19 protein-coding genes are annotated in these 24,099 nt (G+C 69.9%); 15 read left to right on the top strand and 4 right to left on the bottom strand.

The window, feature by feature from the left end:
- Window positions 1-22: 22 nt before the first annotated feature.
- Entirely contained in the window at window positions 23-1,303 is a 1,281-nt protein-coding gene (locus ACZ6ZD_RS05050) for an aldose epimerase family protein (protein ID WP_465668470.1), read from the bottom strand.
- A 152-nt stretch (window positions 1,304-1,455) separates the two neighbouring features.
- Here ACZ6ZD_RS05050 and ACZ6ZD_RS05045 point away from each other — a divergent pair, with 152 nt between their 5' ends.
- From ACZ6ZD_RS05045 to ACZ6ZD_RS05030, 4 genes are read left to right on the top strand one after another with little or no spacing between them, the layout of a single operon-like run.
- A complete protein-coding gene (locus ACZ6ZD_RS05045) occupies window positions 1,456-2,055 on the top strand; it encodes an isochorismatase family protein (RefSeq protein ID WP_465668468.1) in 600 nt (199 codons plus the stop codon).
- A gap of 4 nt (window positions 2,056-2,059) precedes the next feature.
- Window positions 2,060-2,983, top strand: a complete 924-nt coding sequence (locus ACZ6ZD_RS05040) for a GlxA family transcriptional regulator (RefSeq protein WP_465668466.1) — start codon at window positions 2,060-2,062, stop codon at window positions 2,981-2,983.
- Window positions 2,984-3,001: 18 nt separating this feature from the next.
- Window positions 3,002-3,646 carry a hypothetical protein gene (locus ACZ6ZD_RS05035; protein WP_465668465.1) on the top strand — a complete coding sequence of 215 codons (645 nt, stop codon included), beginning with the start codon at window positions 3,002-3,004 and terminating at the stop codon, window positions 3,644-3,646.
- Window positions 3,636-4,991, top strand: a complete 1,356-nt coding sequence (locus tag ACZ6ZD_RS05030) for a glycosyltransferase family 4 protein (protein ID WP_465668463.1) — start codon at window positions 3,636-3,638, stop codon at window positions 4,989-4,991. The genes ACZ6ZD_RS05035 and ACZ6ZD_RS05030 overlap by 11 nt, the downstream gene beginning before the upstream one ends.
- Before the next feature lie 42 nt (window positions 4,992-5,033).
- On the opposite strand, the gene ACZ6ZD_RS05025 is transcribed toward ACZ6ZD_RS05030, so the two are convergent.
- Window positions 5,034-8,198, bottom strand: coding sequence for a glycoside hydrolase family 3 N-terminal domain-containing protein (locus ACZ6ZD_RS05025; protein ID WP_465668461.1), 3,165 nt, complete (start codon window positions 8,196-8,198; stop codon window positions 5,034-5,036).
- Between the two features lie 105 nt (window positions 8,199-8,303).
- Complete coding sequence (locus ACZ6ZD_RS05020; protein ID WP_465668459.1) at window positions 8,304-9,056, bottom strand: hypothetical protein; 753 nt, start codon at window positions 9,054-9,056, stop codon at window positions 8,304-8,306.
- A gap of 107 nt (window positions 9,057-9,163) precedes the next feature.
- On the opposite strand from ACZ6ZD_RS05020, the gene ACZ6ZD_RS05015 reads away from it, so the two are divergent.
- Together ACZ6ZD_RS05015 and ACZ6ZD_RS05010 are read left to right on the top strand one after the other, a co-directional pair.
- Window positions 9,164-10,126 carry a TIGR03560 family F420-dependent LLM class oxidoreductase gene (locus ACZ6ZD_RS05015; RefSeq protein ID WP_465668458.1) on the top strand — a complete coding sequence of 321 codons (963 nt, stop codon included), beginning with the start codon at window positions 9,164-9,166 and terminating at the stop codon, window positions 10,124-10,126.
- Window positions 10,127-10,246: 120 nt separating this feature from the next.
- Window positions 10,247-13,738 carry a S8 family serine peptidase gene (locus ACZ6ZD_RS05010; RefSeq protein WP_465668456.1) on the top strand — a complete coding sequence of 1,164 codons (3,492 nt, stop codon included), beginning with the start codon at window positions 10,247-10,249 and terminating at the stop codon, window positions 13,736-13,738.
- A 96-nt stretch (window positions 13,739-13,834) separates the two neighbouring features.
- On the opposite strand, the gene ACZ6ZD_RS05005 is transcribed toward ACZ6ZD_RS05010, so the two are convergent.
- Window positions 13,835-15,205 (bottom strand): lytic transglycosylase domain-containing protein, encoded by a 1,371-nt coding sequence (locus tag ACZ6ZD_RS05005; RefSeq protein ID WP_465668454.1) that lies wholly within the window; start codon window positions 15,203-15,205, stop codon window positions 13,835-13,837.
- A 200-nt stretch (window positions 15,206-15,405) separates the two neighbouring features.
- Between ACZ6ZD_RS05005 and hemL the strand changes: the two genes are divergently transcribed.
- The 9 genes from hemL (at window position 15,406) to ACZ6ZD_RS04960 (ending at window position 24,089) form a co-directional block, all read left to right on the top strand.
- Entirely contained in the window at window positions 15,406-16,728 is a 1,323-nt protein-coding gene (gene hemL, locus ACZ6ZD_RS05000) for a glutamate-1-semialdehyde 2,1-aminomutase (RefSeq protein ID WP_465668452.1), read from the top strand.
- A gap of 40 nt (window positions 16,729-16,768) precedes the next feature.
- Complete coding sequence (locus ACZ6ZD_RS04995; RefSeq protein WP_465672622.1) at window positions 16,769-17,392, top strand: histidine phosphatase family protein; 624 nt, start codon at window positions 16,769-16,771, stop codon at window positions 17,390-17,392.
- Window positions 17,392-17,958 (top strand): TlpA family protein disulfide reductase, encoded by a 567-nt coding sequence (locus ACZ6ZD_RS04990; protein ID WP_465672620.1) that lies wholly within the window; start codon window positions 17,392-17,394, stop codon window positions 17,956-17,958. Before ACZ6ZD_RS04995 ends, ACZ6ZD_RS04990 begins: the two co-directional genes overlap by 1 nt.
- A gap of 3 nt (window positions 17,959-17,961) precedes the next feature.
- Window positions 17,962-18,705, top strand: coding sequence for a cytochrome c biogenesis CcdA family protein (locus tag ACZ6ZD_RS04985; protein ID WP_465668450.1), 744 nt, complete (start codon window positions 17,962-17,964; stop codon window positions 18,703-18,705).
- A 1-nt stretch (window position 18,706) separates the two neighbouring features.
- Window positions 18,707-20,278: a cytochrome c biogenesis protein ResB gene (gene resB, locus ACZ6ZD_RS04980; RefSeq protein ID WP_465668448.1), complete on the top strand. Its 1,572-nt coding sequence runs from the start codon at window positions 18,707-18,709 to the stop codon at window positions 20,276-20,278.
- Window positions 20,275-21,462 carry a c-type cytochrome biogenesis protein CcsB gene (gene ccsB / locus ACZ6ZD_RS04975; protein WP_465668446.1) on the top strand — a complete coding sequence of 396 codons (1,188 nt, stop codon included), beginning with the start codon at window positions 20,275-20,277 and terminating at the stop codon, window positions 21,460-21,462. Before resB ends, ccsB begins: the two co-directional genes overlap by 4 nt.
- 1 nt (window position 21,463) lies before the next feature.
- A complete protein-coding gene (locus ACZ6ZD_RS04970; RefSeq protein ID WP_465668444.1) occupies window positions 21,464-21,715 on the top strand; it encodes a DUF4229 domain-containing protein in 252 nt (83 codons plus the stop codon).
- A gap of 165 nt (window positions 21,716-21,880) precedes the next feature.
- On the top strand, window positions 21,881-22,486 hold the full coding sequence (locus ACZ6ZD_RS04965; RefSeq protein WP_465668442.1) for a TetR/AcrR family transcriptional regulator: 606 nt from the start codon (window positions 21,881-21,883) through the stop codon (window positions 22,484-22,486).
- A 52-nt stretch (window positions 22,487-22,538) separates the two neighbouring features.
- Window positions 22,539-24,089 carry an MFS transporter gene (locus ACZ6ZD_RS04960; protein ID WP_465668440.1) on the top strand — a complete coding sequence of 517 codons (1,551 nt, stop codon included), beginning with the start codon at window positions 22,539-22,541 and terminating at the stop codon, window positions 24,087-24,089.
- Window positions 24,090-24,099: the final 10 nt, after the last annotated feature.

The raw sequence follows: 24,099 nt of genomic DNA, 5'->3' as shown, positions 1-24,099 counted from the left end.
CTGCTGTTTCAGCTCGAAGTGCTTACTTCGTGCCGAAGTTGTAGACGGTGGTCGACTTGTAGGTCTGGCCGGGGCGCAGGACCGTCGACGGGAAGTTGGGCTGGTTGGGGGAGTCGGGGTAGTGCTGGGTCTCGAAGGCGAAGGCGTCGCCCTGGCGGTAGGCGCGGTCGCCGATACCGCGGAAGGTGCCGTCGAGGAAGTTGCCGCTGTAGAACTGGGCGCCGGGCTCGGAGGTGTGGACGGTGATCGTGCGGCCGTCCTCGGGCTCCCAGAAGCGGGCGGCGAAGCGCAGGCCGTCGGCGCCGGTCTTGCCGCCGAGGACGAAGTTGTGGTCGTAGCCGCGGCCGACGACGAGCTGCGGGTGGTCGCCGCGCAGGCGGGCGCCGATCGCGGTCGGCTTGGTGAAGTCGAACGGCGTCCCGGCCACCGGCGCGATCTCGCCGGTCGGGATCAGCGTCGCGTCGACCGGGGTGTACTTCGGCGCGTTCAGCTGCAGGACGTGGCCGTCGATCGGGCCGCTGCCCTCACCGCCCAGGTTGAAGTACACGTGGTTGGTCAGGTTGACGATCGTCGGCTTGCCCTTGACGGTCGCGTGGTACTCGATCCGCAGGTCGTCGTCGCGGTCGAGGGTGTAGGTGACCGTGCTGGTGAGCTCACCGGGGAAGCCCATCTCGCCGTCCGGGCTGACGTACGTGAACGCGACGCCGACCGCCTTGGCGGACTGGACGATCTTGGCCGACCAGACCTTCTTGTCGAAGCCGAGCGTGCCGCCGTGCAACGCGTTCTCGCCGTTGTTGAGCGGGATCTGGTAGGCGTTCCCGTCGATCGAGAACTTGCCCTTGGCGATCCGGTTGCCGTAGCGGCCGATGGTCGAGCCGAAGTACGGGCTGAGGGCGGCGTAGTCCGGCAGGTTGTCGAAGCCGAGGCTGATGTTCTTCACCCGGCCGCGCCGGTCCGGCGTCTCGACCCGCTGGATGGTCGCGCCCCAGGTGAGCATCGAGATCGTCACCCGGCCGTTGGAGAAGGTGTAGACGTCCACCTTCTTGCCGTCCGGGGTGGTGCCGAACGGAGCCTTGCCGATTTCGAGCTTGCCGTGGTGTGCACCCATGGTGGCCAACCTATCCGGAGTGCCGGCGGCGTCGGCTGGTCCGGTCAGGGCGCCGGCGGCGGCCGCGCCCAGGCCGATGGCTCCGGCCGTCCGCAGGACCTGACGGCGGGGCAGGTGTTCGGGCATCGCGTTCCCCTCACTGATCGACGTGCTGCGGCGGGAGCGTTTCCACACCGACCCGCGCACTGTAAGCATTCCGGTCCAGTGTTTGGAATAGTTCGGAACGGTGTGAATTCGTCCGACCTCTCCATCGTTGGTAGTGGACGCCGGGGGCGGTGACCGGATCGGTCCGGGGTCGGACGGGATCGGGGCTGGTGGCCGGGATGACGGGTGGTGACGATGGAGGTATGAGCCGAACCGCACTTCTCGTCGTCGACGTCCAGGAATCGTTCCGGGTCCGCCCGAGCTGGCAGGTGGTGAACCGGCCGGATATCGCCGACCGGGTCAACCGGCTGGTGGCGCACGCGCGGGCTGCCGGTGAGCTGGTCGTCTGGGTCCTGCACACCGAGCCCGGTACCGGGACGACGTTCGATCCGGCGGGCGGTCACGTCCGGCTGATCGAAGGTCTGGAGCCGATCGTGGGTGAGCCGGTCATCATGAAAACCGCGCACAACGCCTTCACCACCACGAGCCTGCAGCAGCTGCTCACCCAGCACGGCGTCAACCGCGTCGTCGTTTCCGGCATCCGCACCGAGCAGTGCTGCGAGACCACCGCCCGCATTGCCTCCGACCTCGGTTACGAGGTCGACTTCGTCACCGAGGCGACCGCCACGATGCCGCTGGCGCACTGGGACCTACCGGCCGACGCGACCGTCGACGAGATCCTCGCCGACCCGCGCACCCTCTCCGCGGAGACCGTCACCGAACGGACGGAGTACGCGCTCGCGGGACGCTTCGCCACCATCCGGACGATCGACGAACTGACCGGCGTCCTCGTGTCATCCTGACCGGATGCGGACCATCCGGGTCGTCTTCCTGCTGGTGCCGAAGCTGCACCTGCTCGACCTGGCCGGGCCTGCCCAGGTGTTCACGACGGCGAACGACTTCGGCTACGGCTACGAGACGTCGTACGTCGCCGAGACCGAGGAGATCGTCACCGCGCAGGGAGTCCCGGTCCGGGCCCGGCTGGACTGGCCGGAGCTCGGCCCGGGCGACTTGATCGTCGTCCCGGGTTGGCGGTCGCCGCGGCTGTTGCCGGTGCCGCCGATCGGGCCTGCGGTCCGGCAGCGGCTGCGCGCGCATCATGCCGCCGGCGGATCGGTCGCGAGCGTCTGTTCCGGCGCGGACGCGCTCGGTGCGGCCGGTTTGCTCGACGGGCGCCGCTACACCACCCACCACGACCTGACCGAGGAGCTCGCCGCGCGGTATCCACGCGGCAGCATCGTCCGCGACGTCCTGTACGTCGAGGACGACCGCGTGATCACTTCCGCCGGGATCGCCAGCGGTATCGACCTCGCGCTGCATCTGGTCGCCGTCGAGCGCGGCGCCGAGGCCGCCGCCCGGATCGCCCGCGAGATGGTCGTCTACGCCCGGCGGAACGGCGACGAGCTGCAGGACAGCGTGATGCTGCGGCATCGCGGCCACCTCAGCGATCTCGCCCACCGCGTCCAGGACGTGATCGACGCCCGGTACGCCGAACGCCTGCTGCTCGCCGAGCTCGCCGACCGGATCGGCGTCAGCGAACGCACGCTGACCCGCCTGTTCACCACAGCCACCGGCCTCACCCCGCTGCGCTACCAGCAACTGCTCCGCGTCGAACGGGCCGAACACCTGATCGGCCACGGCGCCACGATCGAGGCCGCGGCCCGCGCCGTCGGCTTCGAGGACGCCCGCATGCTCCGCCGCCTCCGTTCCCGAGCGGTGGCGCTGACCTGATTCGCCTAAAATTCCGCAATGGACATGCCCAGCTCGGCTGCCGAGCCGCACGAGTTCCCCACCGATGAGCGTGGGTGGTACGAGTACAACCGCTGGCTGGCCAAACACGGCCAGAAGATCGTGGCCCTCAAGGCGTCCGGGATCACCGGCGCCGAGCTCGCCGCGGCCGAGCGCGAGTGGGACGCCGTCTGCGGCCTCACCGATGTCGCCGACCGGGAGTACCGCCGGTTCCGCCGCGCGCTGGAGGAGGCGGAGTTCGAGCGATACTCCCGGCAACGTGCGCAGGAGCTGCGCGCGGCGGCCGACCCGGCGTCCGGCCGGCCAGCCCGGGATCCGCGCCGGCATCTCCTCACCGCGCTGGACTACGACGGCGCCCCCGGCAGCGGGGTGGACGACGGGATGGCGGCCGGCCGCGCCGTCGAGCTCGACGCCCGCGCGCAGTACCTGGCGGACGCCGCTCGCGGGATCGGCGATCCCGAGGATCCGCTGGTCGCCCACGTCCCGCGCAGCGTCGTGATGGAGCTGACGTCGGTGCTCGGCGAGTTCGCGGCGCGGCTGATGCGTGATCAGCTCGAAGGCCGGCTGGTCGGCGGCGATCGCTACATCCAGGGCATCGTCGATCTGCGGTCCGACCTGGAGAGCAGGAAATTCCATGAGGACTGAGCCTTGGGGCAATCGCCCGCTGCGCATCCTGAACGTCGGCCTCGGCTGGGCGTCGACCACCGGCGGCCACACCGTCACGCGGGAGCTGGCGATCGGTCAGGCCCAGGCCGGTCATCGCGCCTACGTCTGGCTTCCGGAGGCGTTCGAGGACCCCGACATCCCGAATCTGCACCTCCTGCACCCGACGAACCCCGACCGGTGGCCGGACCCGACGCAGACCGCGAAACAGCGGCTGGCCATCCAGCAGGAGATGCTGCTCAGCCGCGAGGGCCTCCCGGCGGACGTCGACCTGATCGTCGGCCACGCCCGCTTCACCGGCGACCTCGCACTCGAGCTGCGCGATCGCTACTACCCGAACGCGATGACGGCGTACGTCATGCACATGTCCCCCGAGGAGGGCAGCCGCGCCCGGCACGGCGACGGCACCCACGCCGATCGCAAGGCCCGCGAGGACGTCGAGCGGATGCGGCGCGCCGATCTCACCGTCGGGGTCGGGCCGCTGATCGCCGAGGAGTCCGCGAAGCTGCTGCAGCGCGATCGGCTGGACAAGCCGGTGCACGAGCTGATCCCGGGCGTCGTCCCGCTCGATCCGCCGGTGTACCGCTCCTTCCAGCGCCGATACGAGTTGCTGCTCACCGGCCGGATGGACGACCTGCTCAAGGGTGGGCCCGAGGCGGTCCAGGTGATCAACGAGCTGCGCGACCGCGGCGTCCCGGCTCAGTTGTCGATGCGCGGAGTCCCACCGGAGAACCTGGCCAAGGCGCAGCTGGACGTCAACATCCAGAGCGGCAACTCGGTGCGGTTGCGGGAGTTCACCAACGACACCGCCGAGCTGCAGCGCGACTACAACGGCGCCGATCTGTTCGTGATGCCTTCGCACCACGAGGGCTTCGGGCTGGTCGCGACCGAGGCGGCCGGGGCCGGCGTCCCGATTCTGGTCGACGAGATGAACACCGGCGTCGGGATGTTCCTGGCCGACGAGCAGCGGGTGCCGCGGGAGCTGGGCGCTGGGTCGGTCGTGCGGGCGTCCAGTCATGACACGACGGCCTGGGCCGACCGCGTGCAGGAGATCCTGGCGACGCTACCGGCGGAGCGGGAGCGGGCGATGCGGCTCCGCGCGCACCTGATCACCAACTACAGCTGGCAGAAGGCCGCCGAAGGGCTCGTCAACAGCTCGCGGCTCGTACATGACGGCCCCGCGCACAGCGCGTTGGATCCCGACCTGCAGAACGCGATTCGCCTCGGGCTCCAGATGCCTGTCCACAAGAGCGCGATCGAGAAGTCGACGGGCGAGCGCCCGAACCGGCCGAACAATCCCGGCCCGAGCAGCGGTTTGAGCAGGTGACCCGCCGGGGCGGCCGGGGAGTTCCCGGCCGCCCCGCGAGTGCTACTTCGTCTTGTACGCCGCCGCCAGCTTCGCGACCGCGGTGCCGAGCTGGCCGCTGAGGGCCAGGTGCTCGGCGTCCGCCGTCAGCTTGGAGACGGGCTCGGTCACGTTCTGACCGATCTTGTTCTGTGCGATCCAGCGCGCCGCGGCGACGACCGCATCACCCTCGGCGTAGCCGTCGGCCTTGCTGCGGTCCAGGAACCGGGCCGACTGCTCGAGCGCGGCCAGTGCGACCAGCGCCTTCGAGCCCGACCAGTCCTTGGTCTGCAACGCGACCTCGGCCGAAACAGCGGCCGCGAGCGCGTACGCGTCGTGCTTGCGCAGCAGGGCGTTCCGCGCCTCGGTCAGCTTCTGCCGAGCCGCGGCCTGGGTGGTCAGACCCCAGCCGTACGGGTACTGCGGGTCGTACGACGCGTCGCCGACGTTCAGCGGCTGCTGCGCCTCGGTCCGCGGCCAGCTCACCGGCAGGCGGCCGCTGAACGGCTTCTTGCCGAACAGGACGTCGGCCACGCCGGCGCCCTCGGTCCCCGGCAGCCACGACGCGACCAGCGCGTTGATCTTGCCGAGCTGGTCGGTGACCACCTGCGGACGGCCGGACACGATCAGCACGACGCACTTCATCGCGCCGCAGACCTTGTCCACCGCGGCCTTGTCGGCGTCCGAGAGCAACAGGTCGTGACCGTTGCCGACGTCACCGACACCTTCGGCGTACGGGCGTTCGCCGACCACCACGACACCGACGTCATGGCCGGTCAGCGGCGCCGAAGCGTCCGCACTGAACGTCGCGGACGGCGCCACCTGCTTGATCCCGGCCAGCACCGTCGTCCCGGTCGTGGTCGCGCCGGAGCGGCCCTGCCAGGTGATGCTCCAGCCGCCGAGCTGGTTGCCCAGGTCGTCGGCGTTGCTCCCGGCGACGTAGACCTTCGAGCTCGGTGCCAACGGCAACAAGTTGCCCTCGTTCTTCAACAGCACCTGGGACTTCGCCGCGGCTTCGCGACCGACCGCGCGGTGCTTGGCCGAGCCGACCGTGCTGAGCTGCGCCGGGTCGGAGTACGGCTGCTCGAACAGGCCGAGCTTGAACTTCTCACCGAGGATCCGGCGGACGGCGTCGTCCACCCGGCTGAGCGGGACGCGGCCGGCGTTGACCTCGGCGGTCAGCCCGGACGTGAACTCCTGGTACCGCGCGGGCACCATGATCATGTCCAGTCCGGCGTTGATCGACGTCCGGATGTCGCTGACGTAGTCCCCGGGCAGCTGGTCGATCGCCGCCCAGTCGCTGATCACGAAGCCCTTGAAACCCATCCGGTCCTTCAGGACGCCGTTGATCAGCTCGTCGTGCCCGTGCATCTTCAGCGGGGTTCCGCCGTCGATCGAGACACTGGAGAAGGACGGCATCACGGTGCCGACGCCGAGCGCGAGGGCGGTCTTGAACGGCGCGAGGTGCAGCCGCTCCAGCTCCTCCCGGCTGACCTGGGTGATGCCCTGGTCGATCTTGTAGCCGCCGGTGGTCGCCGTCCCGTACGTCGTACCGCCGTCGCCGGCGTAGTGCTTCGCCGATGCCAGCACGCGGTCCTTGTTCTTCAGCTGGCTGCCGTCGGCCTTGCCCTGCATCCCCGTGACGACCGTCGCCAGCGAGGTCACCAGCGCCGGGTCCTCACCGAAGCCCTCGTACGCGCGGCCCCAACGGTCGTCGCGGACGACGCACAGGCAGGGCGCGAAGTCCCACGGGATACCGGTCGCGCGGACCTCGGTCGCGGTCACCTCACCGGTCCGCCGGGACAGGTCCGGGTCGCGGCTGGCGCCGATACCGATGTTGTGCGGCAGGATCGTCGCGCCGACCACGTTGTTGTGACCGTGGACGGCGTCGACGCCGTAGATCAGCGGGATCTGCAGGCGGGTGGCCTGCGCGCTGCGCTGGAAGTTGTCCACCATCGCGGCCCAGGCGGCCGGGGTGTTCGGCGTCGGCACCGAACCGCCGCCGGACAGCAGCGAGCCGAGTGCGTAGGTCGCGATGTCGCTGCGGGACTTGAGCGCGTTCCGCTCGGCCTGGGTCATCTGGCCGACCTTCTCGGCCAGCGACATCCGGCCGAGCAGGTCGTCGACCCGCTTCTTGATCGGCAGCTTGGCGTTCAGGTACGGCAGGTCGTGCGCGTCGATCACCACGAGCGGCTCGGTCTGCGGCGGTTTCGCGCCGGTGACCGTGAGCTTCAGCGGGATGGTCTCCGCGACCTCGGCCGACTTGTCCTTCCTGGTCGGCACGGTGACGAGCTGACTGCTGCCGGACGCCGTACCGGCCGGGAAGGTGAGGGTCCCGGACGTCGGGGTGAAGTCGTCGGCGCCCGCCGTCCCGCCGCTGGCGGTGTAGGCGACCGTGACCGGGCCCTCGAGCGGCGTACTGGCCGTGGTCGAGACCACGACCTTCACCTGGGCGCTGCCGCCCTCCTTGACCGGGTAGACCTCGGCGTCCGTGCTGATGCTGGAGTTGAGGGCGGGCTCGGCCTTGCCGTAGGTCTCGACCTGGTCGATCTCGAACTTGCCGGGCGAGCCGGCCGGCATCGTGAAGGCGTACCCCCACATCTGGTTCAGGTTCAGGATCTGGTCGATCCCGCCGACCGGCTGGTAGTCGCCGCGGTAGACGAAATCGCTGAACGGGATCTCGATCTGCGTCCAGCCCTGGTAGTCGTCGGTGAAGCTGGTGTTCCACAGCTCCGACGCCTCGGCGTTGGCGCCGCCGTCCTTGATCTCGAAGAAGATCCGCTTCCCGGTGCCGGGCTCGGTCTGGACCGTGTTCTGGCCGTACCACCAGAACCGGATGCCCTTGAACTTCGACCAGTCGCCGGGGTTCTGGTCGAAGGTGATGTCGTGGGTGAAACCGCCCCACCCGCTGATGTCGTAGGTGCCGGCCAGGACCGAGTTGCCGGCCGGCGCGTCGGCGCGGGTCTGCAGCTGCATCGTGGGCGGGTCGTCGGCGTCACTGCCCCAGCCGAAGATGCCGGGGTTGGGCGGGGACGCGAACGGCTCGGCGCCCTCGAAGGCGGCGAGGGTCAGTGGCGCCGGGTCATCGGCCGCGGCGGGCAGGGTGACCAGCGAGCCGGCCAGCAGGGCGGCGGCTGCGATCACCGCCGTTCGGCTTCGGGACTTCCGGACAACAGGCCACCTGGGCATGGGCGACTCCTGAGCTCAGCGCGGGCGCGCGCCCGCGTCGCGCCCGACTCTCAGCCACCGGGCCGCTCAGATCAAGACCCCGCCGGTTCCGGAACTAGAGCGCTCTCACGGGCGACCCTTTCGAGCACCGTCGCACGGTCCGGCGTTTCCTTGCGCAGAAAGCTCCGAAATCCGAGCATAACGGCCGATCGGCTCGGGTCGCATGAACGGGCGGACGCCGTCCGCCAGCCGGAACCGGACCAGCTCCGGCGCCGCGATCGACACCTCCCCGAAGTCCCGCGCCCGCCGGTCGCCGGCCCATTTGACCAGCCCGTGCGGGTCGATGATGTCGCCGGTGAAGTGCAGCAGGTTCAGGTACCAGATGTCGCGCCGCCCGTGCGACCGCTCGAACCAGTCGTCCGGCCCCAGCTCGACCGCGAGCCGGTCCAGGAACTCGTCCGCCACCGTCCCGACCGGGACGGCGCACGCCATCACCGACCCCGGCGTGAGCGTCAAGCCGGTGACCGCGAACCGGGCCGGCTCCCCGAACCAGGCCCGGCGGACGGCGGCCTCGTACCGGGCGACGGCCGGATCGTCGGCGGCGACGTCCGCGCGGAAACCTTCGAGCGCGCGGACCGTCAGATGCGCCGACCCCAGCCGCCCGGTCTGCCAGTGGTGCCGGCCGGCGATCAGCGCGGCCTGCGTGGTCAGCGAGTCCAGGACGTCGGCCACCCGGCCGTCCGGCCGGAACACGACCGAGATCGGCCACCGGCCGCCCTCGCCAGGTGGCGCGTCCCGCGCGTGGGTACCGGCGGTGATCTGCGGCGCGGCCAGGTCGAAGAGTTCGTCGAACGTGATGGCTACCTCCCGTGGTCTCACCGGTACGACGCCGCGAACGATTCAGAAGTTCTGCCGCAGGGATTGAGAACGAATTCAGCGACCAGGGTGATGGACCACGACCCGGGCCCAGGGAAAGGATGGTGGCCATGAGCACACGTTTCGGCATTTTCGTACCGCAGGGCTGGAAGATGGATCTCGCGCAGATCGCGGATCCGGTGGAGCAGTGGGAAGCGATGACGGCGGTCGCGAAGCGCGCCGACGAGCAGTCGTGGGACTCGATCTGGCTGTTCGACCACTTCCACACCGTGCCGGAGCCGAGTGACAACACGACCTTCGAGTGCTGGACGGCGACGGCCGCGCTGGCCCGCGACACCCAGCGGGTGAACATCGGCCAGATGGTCGGCTGCAACGGTTACCGCAACCCGGCGCTCTACGCGAAGATCGCCTCCACCGTCGACGTCGCCAGCCACGGCCGCCTGTACGCCGGGATCGGCGCGGGCTGGTACGAGCACGAGTGGAAGGCCTACGGCTACGAGTGGCAGGACGTGAAGCCGCGGATGGCCGCGTTCCGCGAGGCCACCGAGATCATCCACAAGATGTGGACCGAGGACCGCCCGGTCTACCAGGGCAAGCACCACTCGATCGACGGCCCGATCAACCTGCCCAAGGGGGCCGGTAACACCAAGCCGAAATTCTGGATCGGCGGCGGCGGTCCGCAGGTCACGCTGAAGCTGGTCGCCCAGTACGCCGACGCCGCGAACATCGGCGGCGGTAACCCCGAGGTGATCCGGGAGAAGGCCGCGATCCTCAAGGGGCACTGCGACAAACTCGGCCGCGACTACGACGAGATCATCAAGTCGACCGGGATCAACGTGTTCCCGATCGACAAGGGCGACGACCCGCAGGCGGCCACCGAGCGCGCCCGCGGCCCGATCGGCTGGGACCGGTTCGCCAAGGACAACAACATCACCACCGAGGACGAGATCGCGCACAAGGTGGAGGCCGCGCTCGAGGCCGGCGCCGACTACGTCATCTTCTACATCCCCGGCGTCGCCTACGACCTGGACCTGGTCGACCGCGTCGAGCGGGTCGCCCAGCGCTTCGCGTGAGCTGACTACTTTCGGTCATGGCGCTGGTAGGACAACAGTTCGCCTGGCCGTTGGCCCTTACCGACTGTCAAGCTCTCTCCGACGGCCTCGCGAGGGTCGGGGCGTCGGGAGGATCCCCCCGTGCTTTCCCGAATTCCCAGCCTCGCGCTAGGCCTCGCTGCTGCGGTGGTCGCCGGTTCCCTGACGTCGGCGACCACCGCATCGGCTTCTCCGGCGCCTGTCACGCGGGCGATTACGCACCGCATCACTTTGGTCACCGGCGATGTCGCCGAGCTCAGCACCAGCCCCGGCGGTAAGCCCTCGGCCCGGCTGATCGGTGACGAGCCGTACTACTTCGGCTCCTTCGACGGCGACCTGAGCCTGGTGCCGGCGTCGGCGTACCCGCTGCTGACCGCGGGCCGGCTGGACCGGCGGCTGTTCAATCTGACCGAGCTCGTCGCGCAGGGCTACGACGATGCGGCGACGCAGCAACTACCGCTGATCGTCACCGGCCCGGCGCCGAAGACCGCCGCCGTCCGCCGAACTCTCAGCAGCGTCGGCAGCAGCGCGGTCAGCGTCGCCAAGACCGACGCCAAGTCGTTCTGGCAGAGCGCCTCCGACCAGACCAAGATCTGGCTGGACGGACGCACCCGGGCCACCCTCGACCGCTCGACGAAACAGATCGGTGCGCCGTCCGCCTGGCGCTCCGGGTACGACGGCCGCGGGGTGAAGGTCGCCGTCCTCGACACCGGGTACGACGTCGCGCACCCGGATCTCGCGCGGCAGGTCGTCGGCTCGCAGAGCTTCATCCCCAACGAGACCGTCCAGGACAAACACGGCCACGGCACCCACACCGCATCAGTCGTCGCCGGCCTCGGTACGGCGTCCGCGGGTCAGCGCAAAGGCGTCGCGCCCGGCGCGGACCTGCTGATCGGCAAGGTGCTCGACGACAGCGGCAACGGCTCGGACTCGGAGGCGATCGCCGGGATGGAGTGGGCCGTCCAGCAGGGCGCCAAGGTGGTCAACATGAGCCTCGGCGGCTGGCCGACCGACGGCACCGACCCGATGAGCCAGGCGGTCGATCGGCTCGCGAAGTCCAGCGGCGCGCTCTTCGTGGTCGCCGCCGGTAACGCCGGGGCCGAGGAGACCGTCGGGACGCCGGGAGCGGCGACCGAGGCTCTGACCGTCGGCGCCGTCGACCGCGACAACAGTCTCGCCAAGTACTCCAGCCGTGGCCCGCGCCTCGGCGACGGCGCGATCAAACCCGAGGTCACCGCGCCTGGCACCGAGATCGCCGCCGCCCGCGCCGCCGGGACGACGGGCGGTCACGTCCTGGATCGCTTCTACACAACGATGTCCGGTACGTCGATGGCGACGCCGCATGTCGCCGGGGCCGCAGCCATCCTGGCGCAACGGCACCCGGAGTGGACCGGCGCCCAGCTCAAGGCCGCGCTGACGACGACCGCCGTCCCGACCAAGAACGTTCGCCCCGACGAGCAAGGGCTCGGCCGGATCGACATCCCCAAGGCGCTCGACCCGACGATCCTGCCCAGCACGGGCAACCTGTTCCTCGGCCCGGCGAGTAAGCAACAGATTGCCTACCGCAACAACTCGAACCGGCCGGTGACGCTGCGGCTGTCGGTCAACGCGCAGTCGGCGTCCGGCGTCGCGGCCGCCGTCGGCGTCAGCCCGGCGAAACTGATCGTTCCCGCGCGCGGGACGGCGTCCGCCACCGTGACACTCGATCGGGCCAAGACCCGGCCGGCCAAGTACGCCGGCGTCCTGACAGCGAGCAGCGGCGCGACGTCGTACCGGACCGGGCTCGGGTTCGCCGCCGACGGGCGGCTCAACAAGGTCACGGTCAAAGCGATCGGCCGCGACGGCAAACCGGCCAACTCCGGTGCGAGCGGCGTCCAGCTCTGGAACCAGGCGACCGGTGACGTCACCGCGATCGCCTTCGACCAGACGGGTAGCAAGACGGTCGAAGTACCGACCGGCCGGTACGCCGTGATGGCGTACGCGATGGGCGTCGACGAGGCCGACTGGACCAACTCGGTCACCCTGCTCGGCGACCCGGACGAGTGGATCGACGGCGATCGCTCGTACACCTTCGACGCGCGCCGCGCGCACAAGGTGACCGTGAAGACCTCACGCCGGGCCGAGGCGCAGAGTGTCGGCATCGCCTGGAACCGCCAGGTCGGCGCGCGGAACGCCGTCTCCGGCTGGGTGTTCAACAACCGGGTCGCCGACGGCGTCTTCGTCCAGGATTTCGCGAAGGTTGCCAACGGCACCTTCCAGGTCGTCCAGCGCTGGGATCTCGCGCAGCCCGAGCTGACCGTCGACGTCCCGGGCCTCGGCCGGCTGCCATCGCCGGACAAAGGCTCGTTCCGGACGCCGTACGTCGGGGCCGAGCGGCTGCCGCTGACGGCCGATGTGGTTGGTAGCAAGGGGAAAGCGGTCCTGCTGCGGTTCGAGGGCCACGAGCGGGTCGCCGAGCAGCTACGGGCCGCGAAGGACGCCGGCGCCAAGATCGTCTTCATGTACAACGAGGAGCCCGGCTTCTGGTCGACCGGCGCCGACGAGGAGATCCCGTTCTACTTGCTCCGCGCCGAGCAGGGCAAGCAGCTGCTCGCGCTGCTGAAGAAGGGCCCGGCGTCCTTGCAGCTAACGGGTTTGCGGGACGCGACCTACCGCTACGACCTCGCCGTCGGCCCGTCGTCCGTGCGGGGTCCGCTGACCTACGACTTCGCGAAGATGCGGCCCGCGGTGGTGACGACGGCGTACCAGCGCAACGACGCCTGGTTCCTGCACGACGATCAGCGCGTCGCGCACCTGCCCGGGATCGCCACCGGCCTGACGGCGAGTCGTGGCGTCAGCGGTCCGGTCACCCGGACCGACTACCTGGCGACCGATCTGAACGGCGTCACGTGGGACGAGAAGACAGCCGCGGGGGAGTGGAACGAGTCGGGGATCGAGGCGACGCTGCCGCGGGCGTACCGGCCCGGTGCGCAGGTGAGCCGGAGCTGGTGGGAGCCGCTGATGCGGCCCGCCGTCCCAGCTGCCGCTGGTGAGGAGGCCGATGGCTGGCCGCCGGCTCGGTTCGAGAATGCGTTGCGGATCGCGATCCCGCAGTACGTGAACGGCGATCGGACCGTCTACGGCTGGGGTGACCGGGGCGACGTGACGGCGATGAAGCTGCGCAGCAACGGGGTCGAGCTCGGCAGTGCGGACTGGTCGGCCGGGCAGTTCGACGTCCCGGCGAAGGCAGCCTGGTACGACCTGACACTCGACCAGCGCCGCGGGCCGAACAGCTGGGCCAAGACCTCGACCGCGACGCACACCCAGTGGCGATTCCACTCGGCGCGTGGCCGTGGAGTGCTGCCGCTGATCCAGGTCGACTACCGCCGGTCCGCCGACCGGCTGGAGCTGAAGGCGGCCTATCAGCCGGGGTACCGCGGCGCGAGCATCTTCCGGACCACCGCCGAGATCTCCACCGACGGTAAGACCTGGCGACGGCTCCCGCTGGACGCCGCCGGTCGGGCGAAGGTGCCGGCGAGCGGCGTGAGTCTCCGCGTCACGAGCGCGGACCTGGCCGGGAACAGCATCAAGCAGACGATCCAGAACGCCTGGTGAAAAGGGCGACGCCACGAAGCCGGGGGGAGTTGCTCCGTGGCGTCGCCGGCGGCGCGCCAGGAGGGGTGGGGGCAGGCGCGCCGGTTCGAGGGGTGATCAGCTCCCGAGGATTCCTCCGCCGAGGACGCCGAGCAGCCCGAGCAGCGACAGCAGGTTGCGGATGACCTGGTCGACGGCCTTCGCGCCGCCGGTCTGGTAGGCCGTCACGCACTTCTGCAGCTGGGCCTGCGTCGGGTTGGTGATCGTCACCTTCTTCATCTCGCTCTGGCAGTACTGCGTTGCCTTCGTGAGCTCCTGCAGGGTCGTGCCGACCGAGCCGACGATGAGCCCGACCGCGGTCTCCAGCGTGGCCACGCCCGGGGGCGGCGGCTTCGGCGTACTCGTCGGGGGTTTGCTGGTCGGCGGGGTCGTGGGCTTGGTCGTCGGCGGCTTGCTCGGGGTCGGCTTACCGGCCGGCGGCTTCGTCGTCCCCGGCGGGGTCTTGGTCGGGTTCGCACCCGGCTTCCCCGGCTGCTGGACCGGGCCCGTGGTCGGCTTGATCGTCGGATACGTGTTCTGATCGGTCGCCTGCGGCAGGTTCTGGTCGGCCGGGGCGTCGATATCCGGGTCGCCGATCTGGTCGCCGGCCCGGTCGATGCCCTGACCGTCGCCCTCGGTGCCGTTGCCGACCGCGATCCAGCTGCCGGTCGCGTACGCCTTGGCGATCTTGGTGACCAGGTTCGCGTAGTCCTGCGAGTGGTTGTAGCGCAGCAGCGCCTTGTTCAGATCGCCGGAACGCGCCATGTCGGTGTTCCCCGAGCACAGGTAGACGCCGGTCGACATCGCCGCGTCGTCGATGTCCTGCGGGTTCCGGACGCCGTCGCCGTCGCCGTCGACCCCCATCGCGCGCCAGGTGCTCGGGATGAACTGCATCGGCCCGACCGCCCGGTCGAACGCGGTGTCGCCGTCGAAGGCGCCCGCGTCGGTGTCGGTGATCTTGGCCGTGCTGACGCCGTCGAGCCGCGGCCCGAAGATGCCCGGGACGGCGACGCCCTTGCTGTTCAGCATGCTGCCGCCGAAGCGGCCGTGGTTCGACTCCACGCGCCCGATCGCGGCGACCAGCGTCCACGGCAGGTGACAGGACGGATCCGCCTGCCCGATCAGCTGCTGCGTCCGCGAGTACGCCTTCAGCGCGCCCTTCGGAATCCCGTTGCGGGACAACCCGGAGACCACCTGGTTCTCCGGCTCGCCCGGGTCGACGCCGTGGCCGACCTTGCCCGGCACCGGCACGTTGGCCGGCTCGGCGATCGGCGTGTTCGGCACGACGACCGAGTCCTTACCTGACATCCCCTGCTCCAGCGAGGCCGTCGCCACCGCCGGGTCGTCCGTCGCGCTCACCGTGAACGCGCTTGCGAACAGCGCCAGCGGGATCAGCGGCGCAACTGACCGCCACCCGCTCCCCGTGGCGCGGCGCTTGCCCTTCGCCATCGATGAATCCCCTCCGTGTGTTGCGGTGAGGCGCCGCGCCCCACGCAACCGATATTTGGTCAACTGTCCAGATGTCCGCTGAGTTACGAACCGGACACAGACTGACGAGTACCCATACTCGCGCGTAACAACTCCGGTGGGAACCCCTCGAGGACGACGAAAGCCGCCCCACCAGTCGACTCGGTGGTATGTCGGGGAGAATGGCAGTCGTGCCCGATCACACCGAGCAGTCCGCCGCACTCTTCGCCAGGGCCGCCGCCGTCACGCCGGGCGGGGTCAATTCCCCCGTCCGGGCGTTCCGCGCGGTCGGCGGCGTCCCCCGCTTCATGACCCAGGGTGACGGAAGTCACATCACCGACGTCGACGGGAACCGCTACCTCGACCTCGTCTGCTCCTGGGGGCCGATGCTGCTCGGCCACGCGCATCCGGAGGTGATCGCCGCCGTCCAGGCCGCCGTCGCCCGCGGGACGTCGTTCGGGACGCCGAGCGAGGCCGAGGTGCTGCTCGGCGAGGAGATCGTCGCGCGGACGCCGGTCGACAAGGTCCGGCTCGTCTCGTCCGGGACCGAGGCGACCATGTCGGCGCTGCGGCTGGCCCGCGGGTTCACCGGCCGCGCCAAGATCATCAAGTTCGCCGGCTGCTACCACGGTCACGTCGACGCGCTGCTGGCCCAGGCCGGCTCCGGCGTCCTGACGCTGGGCATCCCGGGGACGCCGGGCGTCACCGAGGCGACCACCGCCGACACGATCGTGCTGCCCTACAACGACCAGGCCGCCGTCACCGCCGCGTTCGCCGAGTACGGCGACCAGATCGCGGCCGTGATCACCGAGGCGTCGCCGGGCAACATGGGCGTCGTCCCGCCGGTCGACAACTTCAACGGCTTCCTCGCCGAGACCTGCCGGGCCAACGGCGCGCTGTTCATCTCCGACGAGGTGATGACCGGCTTCCGGATCACCCGCTCGGGCTGGTACGGCGTGGACGGCGTCCGGCCGGACCTGATGACGTTCGGCAAGGTGATGGGCGGCGGCTTCCCGGCCGCGGCCTTCGGCGGGCGGGCCGACGTGATGGCCCACCTCGCGCCCGAGGGGTCGGTCTACCAGGCCGGGACGCTCTCGGGGAACCCGATCGCCACCACCGCCGGGCTGACCACGCTCCGGCTGGCCACCGACGAGGTGTACGCCAAACTCGACGAGACGTCGCTGACCATCCAGCGGCTGGTCTCGACCGCGCTGGACAAGGAGGGTGTGCCGTATGTCATCAACGCGGCCGGGAACCTCTTCAGCGTCTTCTTCGTGGAGTCCTCGGAGGACCAGGCTCCGATCCGCGACTTCGCCGGGGCGAACGCCCAGGTGCTGCCGCGATTCACGGCCTTCTTCCATGCCATGCTGAACGCCGGCGTCTACCTGCCGCCGAGCGCGTTCGAGGCCTGGTTCGTGAGTAGTGCGATCGATGACGACGCGCTCGGCGAGCTCGAGTCCGCCCTGGTCCCGGCCGCCCGCGCGGCGGCCGCCGTACAGAACTGATGAGAGGGCAGCGGTGACCGAAACGACGGTCGTGCACCTGATGCGTCACGGCGAGGTGCACAACCCGACCGGCGTGCTCTACGGCCGGATCCCAGACTTCCACCTGTCCGACCTCGGCCGCGCGATGGCCGAGCGGGTCGCCGACCACGTCAAGAACCGGGACGTCGTCCACCTGGTCAGCTCGCCGCTGGAGCGGGCCCAGGAGACGATGGAGCCGATCGCCAAGACGTTCGGCCTGACGCCGGATCTCGACGAGCGGGTGATCGAGGCGGCGAACCTGTTCGAGGGCAAGAAGTTCGGCGTCGGCGACGGCGCGCTGAAGAACCCTAGCGCCTGGTGGCTGCTGCGCAACCCGGTGAAACCCTCGTGGGGTGAGCCGTACCAGCAGATCGTCCGCCGGATGCGGGACGCGATCGAGACCGCGCGCCAGAAGGCCGCCGGGCACGAGGCGCTGATCGTCTCGCACCAGCTGCCGATCTGGATCGTGCGCTCCGCGATCGAGGGCCGCCGGCTGTGGCACGACCCGCGCAAACGCCAGTGCAGCCTCGCCTCCGTCACGTCGTTCACCTTCCACGGTGAGTCGATCGTGTCGGTCGGCTACTCCGAGCCGGCGAAAGACCTGCTACCGGTGAAGGACCCGAAGAAGTTCGTCGGCGGCGCGTGATGTTCCGGCAGGCGGCGGTGGTTCTCGCGGGTGCGTTGCTGGTCGCGGGGTGCAGCTCGGGGCAGCAGGCGGCGAACGACCGGCAGGGCCAGACCGGCTTCGTCAGCGGCAGCGGCCGGGTGTCGACGTTCGCCCCGGCCGAGCGGAAGGCCGCGCCGGCGTTCGGCGGGACGACGCTCGACGGCAAGCAGTGGAAGCTGTCCGACGCGGCCGGCAAGGTCGTCGTGATGAACGTCTGGGGTTCGTGGTGCGGTCCGTGCCGCGAGGAGGCCCCCGACTTCACCGCGGCCGCCGCTGAGCTCGGCTCCGGCGTGCAGTTCATCGGGCTGAACACCCGGGACATGCAGACCGCCGCGCCGAAGAAGTTCGTCGAGGTGTTCGGCGTCCAGTACCCCAGCATCTACGACCCGCACGGCAAGGAGCTGCTCAAGTTCCGCGGGCAGAAGCTCTCGCCGAGCGCGGTGCCGGCGACGCTGGTGATCGACAAACAGGGCAAGGTCGCCGCCCGGGTGCTCGGGCCGGTGAACAAGGAGACCCTGGTCGCCATGGTCAAGGACGCCGGCTGAGACATGGGGCAATGGTTCGCCGACGCGATGACGGGGTCGATGCTGCTCGCGCTGCCGATCGCGGTGCTGGCCGGCGCGATCTCGTTCTTCTCACCCTGTGTGGTGCCGCTGCTGCCGGGCTACCTGTCCTACGTGACCGGGCTGTCCGCGGCCGAGCTCGGCTCGAACCAGCGCGGCCGGATGCTGGCCGGGACGGCGTTGTTCGTCGCCGGGTTCTCGTCGGTGTTCATCCTGACCGGCGTGGTCTTCGGGACGGCGGGCGATCTGCTGATCGACCATCAGCGCACGATCACGATCGTGCTCGGCGCGGCGACCGTCGTCCTGGGTCTGGTTTTCCTGGGCGGGTTCGGGTTCCTGCAGAAGGACCTGCGGGTGCATCGGGTGCCCGCGGTCGGGATCGCGGCCGCGCCGCTGCTCGGTGTCCTGTTCGGGTTCGGCTGGACGCCGTGTATCGGGCCGACGCTCGGAACGGTGATGACGCTGGCCGCGACCGAGGGCAGCGGCGGGCGCGGGGCCGTGCTGGCGCTGGTGTTCAGCCTCGGGCTGGGGATTCCGTTCATCGTCGCGGCGCTGGCGTTCCGGCGGATGCTTGGCGCGGTCGCGTGGGTGCGCAAGCACCAGCTGCTGGTGATCCGGATCGGCGGCGTACTGATGATCATGGTCGGGTTGCTGTTGCTGACGGGAGTGTGGGATGCGATGACCGCCGGCCTGCGGCAGTGGGTTTCCAACTTCGGGTCGGCGGTGTGAGATGACAGAGATCAAGGAACGCGTGGCGACGCCGGAGCCGCCGCCCGAGCTGCCCGCGCTGGGTTTCGTCGGCTGGCTGCGCTGGACGTGGCGGCAGCTGACCTCGATGAAGACCGCGCTGGTGCTGCTGTTCCTGCTCGCGCTCGGCGCGGTGCCGGGATCGCTGATCCCGCAGACCGGCGTCGACCCGATCCGGGTCACCGACTTCCTCGAGGCGCACCCCAAGCTCGGTCCGTTCTACGACAAGCTCGGGCTCTTCGACGTCTACAAGTCGCCGTGGTTCTCGGCGATCTACCTGCTGCTGTTCATCTCGCTGATCGGCTGCGTCGTACCGCGGCTCGGCGTGTACCTGAAGGCGGTTCGGGCCCGGCCGCCGCAGCCGCCGCGCAACCTGCACAAGCTCTCGGCGTACGAGACCTACGAGGTCGACTCCGCGGACGGCGTCCTGGCGGCGGCGACGCGGGAGCTGAAGCGGCGCCGATTCCGCGTCGAGCAGTACGACGGCGCGATCGCGGCTGAGCGCGGCTACCTGCGCGAGGCGGGCAACCTGCTCTTCCACTTCTCGCTGATCCTCGCGCTGCTCGGCGTCGCCTGGGGCTCGCTGTTCGGCTACCGCGGTACCGTGCTCGTTGTCGAGGGCAACGGTTTCTCCAACTCCGTGGCGCAGTACGACGACTTCACCTCCGGCCAGGCCTTCACCGGGGACGACGATCTGCCGCCGTTCTCGCTGACCGTCCAGAACTTCGCGGTCAAGTTCCAGGAGAGCGGGCCGCAGCGCGGCGCGGCGCGCGAGTTCAACGCGGCGCTGACGTACCAGGAGTCGCCGGACGGGCCGGAGAAGTCGTACGACCTGCGGGTGAACCACCCGCTGAAACTCGACGGCTCCAGCGTCTACCTGCTCGGTCACGGCTACGCGCCGAAGGTGACGGTCAAGGACGGCGAGGGCAAGGTCGCGTTCTCCGGGCCGGCGCCGTTCCTGCCGCAGGACGGCAACTTCTCCTCGTTCGGCGTGATCAAGGCCCCGGACGCACGGCCGATGGCGCTCGGCTTCGAAGGCTTCTTCCTGCCGACCGCGGTGATCGACGACCGCGGGCCGCGCTCGGTCTTCCCCGACGACCTGGATCCGGCGCTGGTGATGACGGGTTTCTACGGCCGTCCGCAGAAGGAGACCGGCAAGCCGGAGTCGGTCTACCAGCTGGACAAGTCGAAGCTGACCCAGTTCGAGCGGGAGGACGGCGACAAGCTGCGCTTCCAGCTCAAACCCGGTGACAGCCTCGACCTGCCGGACAAAGCCGGCTCGATCACCTTCGACGGCTACAGCGCCTGGGTGAAGATCCAGATCAGCCACACCCCCGGCACCGACGTCGCGCTCGGCGGCATCATGCTCGCGATCCTCGGCCTGATGGGATCGCTGTTCGTCCACCCCCGGCGTACCTGGGTGCGGGTCCGCACGCAGGACGGGCGTACCGTGGTCGAGGTCGCGGGTCTCGACCGCGGCGCGGACCGCGGCGTCGCCGACGAAGTCCGCACCATCACCACAGCCCTCACCTCGACCACGCAGGAGAAACCATGAGCCCGGAGACCTACGCGCAAGTCTCCAACCTGCTGATCCCCACCGCCACCGTCATCTACGCCATCGCCATGGTCTCCCACGCCATGGAATGGGCCATGGGCCGCACCGCCGTCGCCCGCGCGACGGACGAGGTGAAGGAAGATGCCGCCGCCGATGCGGCGATTCCCGCCGCCGTAGGCGCCACCTCGGCGGTGGGCTCCCGCTCGGCGGCCTCGGCCGACACGCTTGGCGACGAGCGCAGTACGGCTCGTCTCGCTCCGGGCTCGACGGTCGTCGGCGGCTCGGCCGCCGACACGCTGGGCGCCGGAGGAGCAAGCTTGGCGCTCGGCGCCGGCTCGGCCGACCAGGACATCACCCCCGGTTCCACCGGGAGCGGCGCCTCCTCTTCCTCCTCCGGCGCCGCAGGCGCCGCGCGTTCTGCTCGGATGGACGCGGCCAGCCGGATCGGGCTCTTGCTGACCTGGTTGGCGTTCGTCCTCCACTTCGGTGGAGTCCTGACGAGGGGCTTGGCGGCGGAGCGGGTGCCGTGGGGGAACATGTACGAGTTCTCCATCACGGCTTCGCTGGCGGTGGCGATCGTTTATCTGGTGTTCGTGCAGCGGTACCGGCTGCAGTGGCTCGGGCTGGGCGTCACGCTGGTGGTGGCGGCGGTGCTCGGGCTGGCGACGCTGGCGTTGTACACGCCGGCCGGCCCGCTGGTGCCGGCGCTGCACTCGTACTGGCTGGTGATCCACGTGGCCGCGGCGGCGATCTCCGGCGGCGCGTTCACGGTCGGCGGGCTGGTCTCGGTGCTGTACCTGGTGAAGGCGCGTGCCGAGCGCAAGGTGCTCGCGGGCGGGACGATGTCGGCGTCGCTCCGCCGGCTGCCGAGTGCCGAGGCGATGGACGGGACGGCGTACAAGGTGCTCGCCTTCGCGTTCCCGCTGTGGACGTTCGGCGTCCTGGTGGCCGGGCCGATCTGGGCGGAGTACGCCTGGGGCCGGTACTGGGGCTGGGACCCCAAGGAGGTCTGGTCGCTGGTCACCTGGGTCGTCTACGCCGCTTACCTGCACGCCCGCGCGACGGCCGGCTGGCGAGGCCGCCGGGCCGCGATCATCGCGATCGTCGGCTGGTTCGTCTTCATCTTCAACTTCGTCGGAGTGAACCTGCTGGTCTCCGGCCTGCACTCCTACGCCGGGGTCTGAGATGAAGGAGTTCGCGATCTACACCGGCCTGCGGGCCGTCCTGTTCGGCGCGGCGTTCGCCGTCCTCTACTTCCCGCTGCGCGACCAGCTGAGCATCTTCCCGCTGCTGCTGGTCGCCCTGCTGATCTCGTCGATCCTGTCGATCTTCGTCCTGCGCGCGGCCCGCGACCGGCTGGCCGGCAAGATCGAGACCCGGGCCGGCCGGATCACCCAGCGCCTCGAGCAGGCCCGCGCGGCCGAGGACGACAAGTAGTCCCAGTAGTTCCCGCACCCTCCGGACCACTGCACCCAGTGGTACGGAGGGTGATCTATGCCACGTGCTAAATCCTTTGTGCATCCGTTCACATGAGGCGTAGCTTGATGGATGGAACGAAACCGTTTCGTTCTATCCGCAACCGAACGCTTACTCAGGGTGATCATGATCGATGCAGTCGGAGCTCGTCCGCGGCCCCGGGTCGAAGGCGGCCGCGAGGAGGAGATCCTCGAGGCGGCCGTCTCGGTACTGGCCGAGCTGGGCTACGACCGGCTGACCATGGACGCCGTCGCCACCGCGGCGAAAGCGAGTAAGGCGACGCTGTACCGGCGCTGGTCGACCAAGGCCGACCTGGTCGCCGACGCGATCAGCCGGAGCAAGGGCTGCCCGCTCCCGCAGGACGTCGACACCGGCAGCCTGCGCGGCGACCTGATCGCGCAGTCCTGCGGCGTCGGCGGGTTCACCGACGAGATGCCGATGTCGGTGATCGCCGGCCTGATCACCGCCCTGCACCGCGACGCCGACCTGCAGAAGGCCTTCCAGGAGCGCTTCCTGGCGCCGCGGGTCGCGATCTCGTCGGGTGTCTACGCTCGGGCGGCCGCCCGCGGCGAGATCGCGCCGGACGCCGATGTCGAACTGCTCGCGATGACGCTGCCCGCGATCGTCGTCCACAACGCCTACGTCCTCGGGATCGCCCCGACCGAGGACCTGATCCTCCGAGTGATCGACAACGTCATTCTGCCTGCGGCGCGGGGGTCGCAGGCGAGCTGACCGGCGAGGGGCCGGTCCGCACATCCGCACGTATGCGCAAGAGGGGAAACACATGTCCGAAGACGTCGTGAAGGGCGACCGCCCGGTCGACGCGGTGTCCGCCGGGGGCGGTCACGGCCACAAGAACCTAGGGATCGCGCTCGCGCTGATCAGCATGGCGCAGTTGATGGTCGTGCTGGACGGCACGATCGTGAACATCGCGCTCCCGCACATCCAGACCGACCTCGGGTTCACCGACGCGACGCTGCCGTGGGTGGTCAACGCTTACGCGCTGGCCTTCGGCGGCCTGCTGCTGCTCGGCGGCCGGATGGGTGACATCCTCGGCCGCCGCAAGGTGTTCATCTTCGGCGTCGTGCTGTTCGGCCTGGCGTCGTTCATCGGCGGTATCGCGCAGAACGAGACCGTCCTGCTGGCCAGCCGGATCCTGCAGGGCGTCGCCGCGGCGGCCGCCTCGCCGAACGCGCTGGCGCTGATCACCACCACCTTCCCGGCCGGCAAGGAGCGCAACCGCGCGATGGCCGTGTACGCCGCGATGTCCGGAGCCGGCGCCGCGGTCGGCCTGATCCTGGGCGGCGCGCTGACCGAGGCGTCCTGGCGCTGGACGTTCTTCATCAACACCCCGATCGGCCTGATCGTCGCCGTTCTCGCGTTCCGCTTCCTGGGTGAGTCGGCCCGCCAGACCGGCAAGTTCGACCTGCCTGGCGCGGTCACCGGCACCCTTGGTCTGACCGGTCTGGTCTACGGTCTGACGCACGCCGCGACCGACGGCTGGAGCGACTTCTGGACGCTGTTCTTCATCATCGGCGGGCTCGCGCTGATCGCGATCTTCCTGCTCATCGAGGCCCGCTCGCGGCACGCGCTGATGCCGTTCCGGATCCTCGCCGATCGCACCCGCGGCGTCAGCTTCTTCGTGATGCTGGTCGTCGGCGCGGCGATGTTCTCGATGTTCTACTTCCTCGGGATCTACGTACAGAACATCATGGGCTTCAGCGCGATCAAGACCGGGTTCGCGTTCCTGCCGTTCAGTGTCGGCATCGTGGTCGCGGCGCAGGTCGCGTCGGCGCTGATCGCCCGGATGGATCCGCGCTGGATCGCCGGCGCCGGCGGGCTGTTCGTCGCGGCCGGCATGTTCGGCTTCAGCCGCCTCGAGGTGGACTCGTCGTACACGACCCACCTGCTGCCGTACGTCCTGCTGCTCTCGTTCGGGATGGGCCTGATCTTCGTCCCGCTCACGCTGACCGCGGTCAGCGGCGTCGCCGACGAGGACTCCGGGGTCGGCTCCGCCGTCCTGAACACCGTCCAGCAGATCGGCGGCGCGGTCGGCCTGGCGCTGCTCGGCACGATCTCGGCCAACGCGATCAAGGACCGCTTCACCGAGCTGGCCCCGGGGCTGCAGAAGGCCGCCGAGGCCGGGCAGTCGCCGCAGCAGATCGAGGCGCTCAAGGGTCAGTTCACGGCGGTCGCCACGACGTACGGATTCACCCGCGCGTTCCTGTGGTCGACCTTCCTGGCCCTCGGATCGGCGATCATCACCCTGGTGGCCCTGTCGGTCAAGCACAAGGACCTTGCCGGCGACGGCAAGCCCGCGGTGCACATCGGCTGACCGCCCGCAC

The organism is Kribbella sp. NPDC104218 (assembly GCF_055584105.1).
The sequence above is the reverse complement of the archived record's forward strand: the minus strand, read 5'-3'. Positions and strand labels throughout refer to the sequence as shown.